The 6,221-nt window shown below is 63.9% G+C and carries 4 protein-coding genes and 2 pseudogenes; 2 read left to right on the top strand and 4 right to left on the bottom strand.

The window, feature by feature from the left end; all coding sequences use genetic code 11:
* Both E3O47_RS15500 and E3O47_RS15495 read right to left on the bottom strand, forming a co-directional pair.
* Window positions 1-304: pseudogene (locus E3O47_RS15500) on the bottom strand (HNH endonuclease); the annotation flags it as partial.
* 108 nt (window positions 305-412) lie between these two features.
* Window positions 413-1,117 carry a GNAT family N-acetyltransferase gene (locus tag E3O47_RS15495; protein ID WP_104103586.1) on the bottom strand — a complete coding sequence of 235 codons (705 nt, stop codon included), beginning with the start codon at window positions 1,115-1,117 and terminating at the stop codon, window positions 413-415.
* Between the two features lie 215 nt (window positions 1,118-1,332).
* Here E3O47_RS15495 and E3O47_RS15490 point away from each other — a divergent pair, with 215 nt between their 5' ends.
* Window positions 1,333-3,399: a glucose PTS transporter subunit IIA gene (locus tag E3O47_RS15490; protein ID WP_134415435.1), complete on the top strand. Its 2,067-nt coding sequence runs from the start codon at window positions 1,333-1,335 to the stop codon at window positions 3,397-3,399.
* A 237-nt stretch (window positions 3,400-3,636) separates the two neighbouring features.
* Here E3O47_RS15490 and E3O47_RS15485 read toward each other — a convergent pair.
* A pseudogene (locus tag E3O47_RS15485) lies at window positions 3,637-4,867 on the bottom strand (MFS transporter).
* Window positions 4,868-4,947: 80 nt separating this feature from the next.
* On the opposite strand from E3O47_RS15485, the gene E3O47_RS15480 reads away from it, so the two are divergent.
* Window positions 4,948-5,763 carry a metalloregulator ArsR/SmtB family transcription factor gene (locus E3O47_RS15480; RefSeq protein ID WP_241986232.1) on the top strand — a complete coding sequence of 272 codons (816 nt, stop codon included), beginning with the start codon at window positions 4,948-4,950 and terminating at the stop codon, window positions 5,761-5,763.
* Here the strand turns inward: E3O47_RS15480 and E3O47_RS15475 are convergent.
* On the bottom strand, window positions 5,696-6,100 hold the full coding sequence (locus tag E3O47_RS15475; protein ID WP_198411424.1) for a VOC family protein: 405 nt from the start codon (window positions 6,098-6,100) through the stop codon (window positions 5,696-5,698). The two genes, E3O47_RS15480 and E3O47_RS15475, sit on opposite strands and share 68 nt — an antisense overlap.
* Between the last annotated feature and the right edge of the window lie 121 nt (window positions 6,101-6,221).

Below are 6,221 nucleotides of genomic sequence, written 5' to 3'. Positions count from 1 at the left end.
GGGTGGCCGGGAGCTCGCCGGCCAAGGCGCGGCTCTCCGCGATCAGGTTCTCAGCCGTGCGGCGCGGCACCCGGATCGTGCAGGCCAGTTCGCTGACGAACTCCCGCTCAGCGACCTCGGCCGCGTCCCACCGGGACCCCGGCAGCCGCGCCGCCGCGTTCGCCCGGGCCTGCCCGAAGCGGCGGCCCGCCTCGACCAACTCCGCCCGCCGAGCGAACGCCACGGCGATGGCCAGTTCGGCCTCCGCGATCGCCTCGAAATGCTCCCCGAGAGCCTCTTGCTCTTCAATAAATGAGGGCTTCATGACACACACGCTACGGGCACCCACCGACATTACCCGCGGCATCCGCCCACCAAGAAACGGTCTGTGGATAACCCGATCACACCCACAATGTGGAGGAAGAAGCCCTGATCATTGATCGCGACCATTCAGGCCAAGGAAGTCCCGGAGCTGCAGTGCGCCCTCGACTTTCAGTTCGGGCTCGGCGCGGTTCAGGGTGTCGGCAGTCAGAACCAGCTTCTGGTTCAAGACCATCTCGCCGTCGCGCCTCTTCAGGCGACCGATTCCGTTCTCCCGGTAACCGACCTTTCTCGACACCGCGAGGGACGCGGGATTGTCAACGAATGCCGCTGAGGTGACCTCGGCGGCGTCCAGGTGATCGAACATGAATGCGCAGAGAGCCTGACGCATGAGCGTACCGATCCCGCGGCCGTGGTGCTTCATGCCGAGCCAGGAGCCCGTCTCCCCCGTTCTCGTGACGAGGTAGTCCCTGGTTGAGATGCTCTGGCAACCGACGATCTCACCGTCGAAGCGAACCGTGGTCTCGAGCGACCAGGCTGCCGGCGACATCTCGGCTCGTTGTGCCCAGTGGTATTGCATGAGTCGCAACCGGATCTCGCCCGGGGAACCTACGGTCCACGGGAAGAAGAACGGCATCTCCGTCGGCGCGTGGATGCCTGCCGCAGCGAGCGCATCGAGTTCGGGTAGGTCAGCGTCGCGAACGGGAGACAACGTAACGGGGCCGCAAGTGATTTTCAGCCCGAAAGGTGGCCACAGGTCTTCAATTGGTGTGGACAAGACTGCTCGCGACGGCGGATGTGTTTCGTGATTCCCCATCCCGCGATGGTACCGACTCATCGCTGACTCGCGACGGCATAATTCCTTCCGCGCACGGCCGGCGTTGTCCTTATGCTTAAGTGTGTCCAAAAAACCGTTATCGTTGCTAACGATGCGTGGAGACCATTACGGTCTTCAGCCAGCCAGCGTGGTTCGCGCTGAGCCGTAACAAGCGGAATCATTGAGTTCCGCATCAACACCAGAAGGAGTCCAAGGTGGCATCGAAACCCGCTGCAGACATTATTGAAAGTATCGGAGGGGCCGAAAACATCGTCGGCCTCACCCACTGTGCCACCCGGCTACGTTTCACGCTGAAGGATGCATCGGGGATTGACCAAGCGGCCGTCGAAGCGTTGCCTCTGGTTCTCGGCGCTGTTCCGCAGGCCGGCGATCGCTACCAGATCGTCGTCGGCGGAGCCGTAGATACCGTATACAACGACATTATGGCGCTTCCCGCAATGAAGAAGCATGCGGGCGACCACGGCACCGGCGATACCATCGCCAATGTGAAGGCCGCGGAACGCGCGAAGGGCCCGCGCGGAAAGTTCTCCGGGCTGGACACGTTCTTCGAGATCCTGTCCGACTCCTTCCGCCCGATCCTGGGTGCGCTGCTCGGCGCATCCCTGTTCATCACGTTCATGGCTCTGATGGCAACCCTCGGGGTCATCCCGTCGTGGAACGCACCAGGCGTCACCCTCGACCCGTCCTGGGCGTTCATCAACCTGATGTGGCAGGGCGTTTTCGTCTTCCTTCCGCTGATGGTCGCCTACAACGCCTCCAAGCGGCTCGGCGCTGACCCCTGGGTCGGCTTCGGCATCATGGCCGTCGTCATGCTCCCCGGCTTCAACGCGCTGGGACTCACCGACGGAGCAGAGACCGTCTTCGGCGGCAAAGCTGCAGTCGTGCAGATCTTCGGACTGCCTCTGACCGTCACCGACTACAGCTCGCAGGTGTTCCCGCCGCTGATCATGGCGGTCGTTCTCGGGTTGCTGACCAAGTATCTGAAGAAGATCATTCCGTCCAGCGTTCAGCTGATCTTCGTGCCGTTCCTCTGCATGCTCATCATGATCCCGCTGACCGCCTTCCTGATCGGCCCCATGGGCGTGTACGGCGGCGCCGCACTCGGTAACTTCCTCAAGTCGATCAACGACTTCTCGCCGTTCATCTTCGCTGTCGTCATCCCGCTGGCCTACCCGTTCATGGTTCCGCTCGGCCTGCACTGGCCGCTGAACGCAATCATGCTGCTCAACATCCAGTCCCTCGGCTATGACTTCATCCAGGGCCCCATGGGTGCGTGGAACTTCGCGTGCTTCGGTGCAACTGCCGGCGTGCTGTTCCTGTCCATCCGCGAAAAGGACCGTCAGATGAAGCAGACCGCAACGGGCGCGCTCGCGGCCGGCCTGCTAGGTGGTATTTCTGAACCCTCGCTCTATGGCATCCACCTTCGGTTCAAGCGCATCTACCCACGGATGCTCGTGGGCTGCCTCGTCGGCGGCGTCATCCTCGGCCTCGGCGGCGGCGTGAAGACCAGCGCATTCGTCTTCACCTCGCTGTTGACGATCCCCGCGTTCGACAACATTCCCCTGTACGCGGGCGCCATTACCGCGTCGTTCTTCACCGCGATGATCCTCGTGATCCTCTCCGGCTATAAGACGCCGGAGCAGAAGGCGGAATTCGCCGAGGCTCTGGCTGCGGAAACCGTAGCGAGCGACGATGCTGCAACCGACTCTGACATCGCAACCCCGGTTGTTGCCGGTGCGTCAGGCTCAGGAACAGGCGCCGGAACCGCCACCGCAACCGCAACCGCCACCGCCACCGCCACGGTCCTGGCCACGATTGGTTCGCCCATCGCCGGTATCGTCGTTCCACTGACGGACGTGCCGGACCCTGTGTTCAGCAAGGGAATCGTCGGTCTAGGCGTGGGAATCGATCCGACCGAGGACACCGTGTACGCCCCTGGAGCAGGCAAGGTTCTCGTCGCTCAGGCGACCGGTCACGCCTTCGGGCTGCGACTCGACAGCGGTGTTGAAATGCTCATTCACGTGGGTATCGACACCGTGAACCTTGGCGGCAAGGGCTTCGAGGTCAAGGTGGCCGCGGGCGACCGCGTTGAAGCAGGCACCCCGCTGGTGACCTTCGACCGCAAGGTGATCGAGGATGCCGGCTACTCGCTGGTCACCCCGGTGCTCGTGACGAACCCCAAGAAGTTCGGATCGGTCGACCAGGCAGCGTCTGGCCACGTGGAGGTCGGAAGCCCTCTCATCACGGTCACCGCCAAATAAGACACCTCAGGTCAAAAGGTGGGCAGAGAATTTTCTGCCCACCTTTTTTCCTGCCGCTGACATAACCCGGCGGTAGACCATCCTCGTTCCACCGACCAGAAAACGACCGTTCATCGGCCAGTACGTTGACGGAATCGACATTCTTGTGGTCAACGAACGAGCAATTCGGCACTCAGGAGACCGCAAGCCTCATCGTGGGTTCACCGTTGGTGCGTGCGCAGGAGCGAAGGGCACGGCTCATCGGCTGCGGGTACGGAGATGGTCGTCTCCGCGCATGCGCAAGGCCACGACGAGTCCGGATGCCGCGGTCAGCGCCGCGACCACGGCGACCGCCGTAGGAATACCGAAGGCGTCGGCGAGCAGCCCGGACAGTAACGCGCCAACGGCGAAGCCTCCGTCACGCCACAGCCGGCACGCACCCACCGAGCGGGCCCTCCACTCGGGGTGGGCGACGTCGCCGATCGCGGCGAGCAGCGTCGGGTAGACCATGGCGGTGCCGGCGCCGGCGCCGGCGCCGAGCAGGATGGCTGCGGTCAGCCAGACCTTTGCGGCCGATCCGATCGGAGAGCCCTCCGGTGATGAGCTGCCCGGCTCCCCAAACCGCCGGGTAGACGGCGGCCAGGATGCCGATGCATTCGATACTGAGTCCGGCGGCGGCGAACAGAATGGGGAAGAGCCCCCAGGCGAGGCCGTCGTTGAGGTTGTTGACCATCCCGGCCTGGCTGATCGAAGACAGCGACCGGTCCCGGAAACTGGTGAGGGTGAACACCTCCCGATTGCTGAGGGAGCCGGCGTGGGCGTGAACAGACAGGTGGTTGACGGCCTCGACTTTGGCGTGCTGATGGGTTTCGCGCACGAAGATGACCGACAGACCGAGGCCCAGAGCGATGAAGACCGCGCCGAGCAGGAACGGGCCAGGACGAAGCCCGTATTCGCCCGCGATGTAGCCGGTGGCCGGTGCCGTCGCGGCGACTCCGAGGTACCCGGCCGCCTCGTTGAAGCCCATGGCCAGGCCGCGGCGGCTCGGGCCGACGAGGCCCATTTTCATGACCACGGTGGTCGATCAGGTCAGTCCCTGGCTGATCCCGAGGATCACGTTGGCGGCGACGATCCAGCCCCAGGTCGGGCCCAGGATGAGCAGGATCGGAACGGGGATGGCGATCAGCCAGCCTGCGACCAGCACCGGCTTTCGGCCGTAGCGGTCTGAGAAGGTGCCGGCGAAATAGTTGATGCCGGCCTTGGCGAAGCCGAAGGCGAGGATGAAGGTCAGTGCGCCCGTATAGCGGTCGAGCTGAAAGACCTCGTCCGCCAGCAGCGGCAGCACAGTGCGTTCCTGGCCGAGCGTGCCGCCGACCAGCGCGTTGACCGCGACGAGCAACAGGAGCTGGGGGAAGTTCTGCCGGAGGCCCAGGACGATGCCGCGGCGCACGCCTTTGGGTTGATCTGCGGCGTTCGGGGTCTGACTCATAGTCCGTTCTCCAGCGAGGGAGCCGCTGCACGGGCCCGAATCTTATTCCAGAAAACCATTGATTATTAGATGATACTAGTGTGAAGGGAACCGAGAGGAAAAAGATGGGCGATCGAGAAAAGAAATCGGCGCTGTTCGAGCAGTTTGCCCGCGTCGGCAAGGCGCTGGGCAGCGGCAAGCGCCTTGAGCTGGTCGACCTGCTCGCCCAGGGCGAACGCACGGTGGAATCGTTGGCGAACGCGGCCGGCCTGGGTCTGACAAGCGCATCCGCCCACCTGCAAACCCTCAAACATGCGGGTCTGGTCAGCACTCGCCGGGAGGGCACCCGGATTCACTACCGACTCGCCGGGGATGACGTCGCCCGGCTCTACAGCCTGGTGCGCAGCGTCGCGCAGACCCATCTCGCAGACGTCGAATCCATCCGGATCGCCTATCTGGGTCTCGATGACTCCGAAGCGGCGGGCGACGATACGCACGAGGAAATCACCAGGGAAGAGCTTCTCGCACGCGCGACGGCCGGGACTATCACCGTGCTGGATGTGCGGCCACGGCAGGAATATAACGCTGCGCACATTCCCGGCGCCCTCTCCATCCCCCTCGAGGAACTCAGCGATCGGCTCAGTGAACTGCCGACGGACCGCGAGGTTGTCGCCTACTGCCGCGGCAAGTACTGCGTGCTTGCCTACGAGGCCATGGCCGTGCTGCGCCGGAGCGGCCGACGCGCAACGCGATTAAACGAGGGGATGTTGGAATGGCGACTGGCGAATCTGCCGATGTCCGCCGAGGCGGCCGCCGGGCGCACATCCGTCGAACTACCGGCCTGTCGGACTACCGGACTACCGGCCGGCGGCCGAGTGGGCTTTGGAACCGAATCAGGTAGCCGTCCGGATCGGTGACCAGGAACTGGCGCACACCGGCTTCCTCGTCGTCGACGCGATACCACTTCGTCTCGGGCGCCATGAACAGTGAAACGCCGGCCGCTCGCAAGGCCGACAGGATCGGATCGACGTCGGGCACGGCCACCTGAAAGTTCACGCCGCGACCCTGCGGCACCTCAAGGGGACCCGTGATCCAGTTCCTGCCGGCTCCCGCCCGTTCCAGCATCACGTGCGCGGATCCCCGCATGATGTAAGCGAAGCCGTCATCGGGGCGGTCGTAGCGAATCGTGAATCCGCACAAGTCGCACCAGAACTCGATGCTGGCTTCAAGATCCCGCACCAGAAGTTCAGGCACCAACGCTGGATCTGTCCCGGAAGTCACGTAGTCATGGTGTCATGCTCTGCTCACCCGCAGACCTACCGAGTCAGGGAAGTGCAGTCCGGTGCGGCATCGAAGGCCTGCCCGATCGCGCTTG

The organism is Cryobacterium sp. TMT2-17-1 (assembly GCF_004402765.1).
Lineage (GTDB): Bacteria > Actinomycetota > Actinomycetes > Actinomycetales > Microbacteriaceae > Cryobacterium > Cryobacterium sandaracinum.
The sequence above is the reverse complement of the archived record's forward strand: the minus strand, read 5'-3'. Positions and strand labels throughout refer to the sequence as shown.

Bases quoted from the DNA above. Each gene is read 5' to 3' on its own strand.
- E3O47_RS15495 (WP_104103586.1), bottom strand. From the start codon at position 1,117: ATGGGGAATCACGAAACACATCCGCCGTCGCGAGCAGTCTTGTCCACA.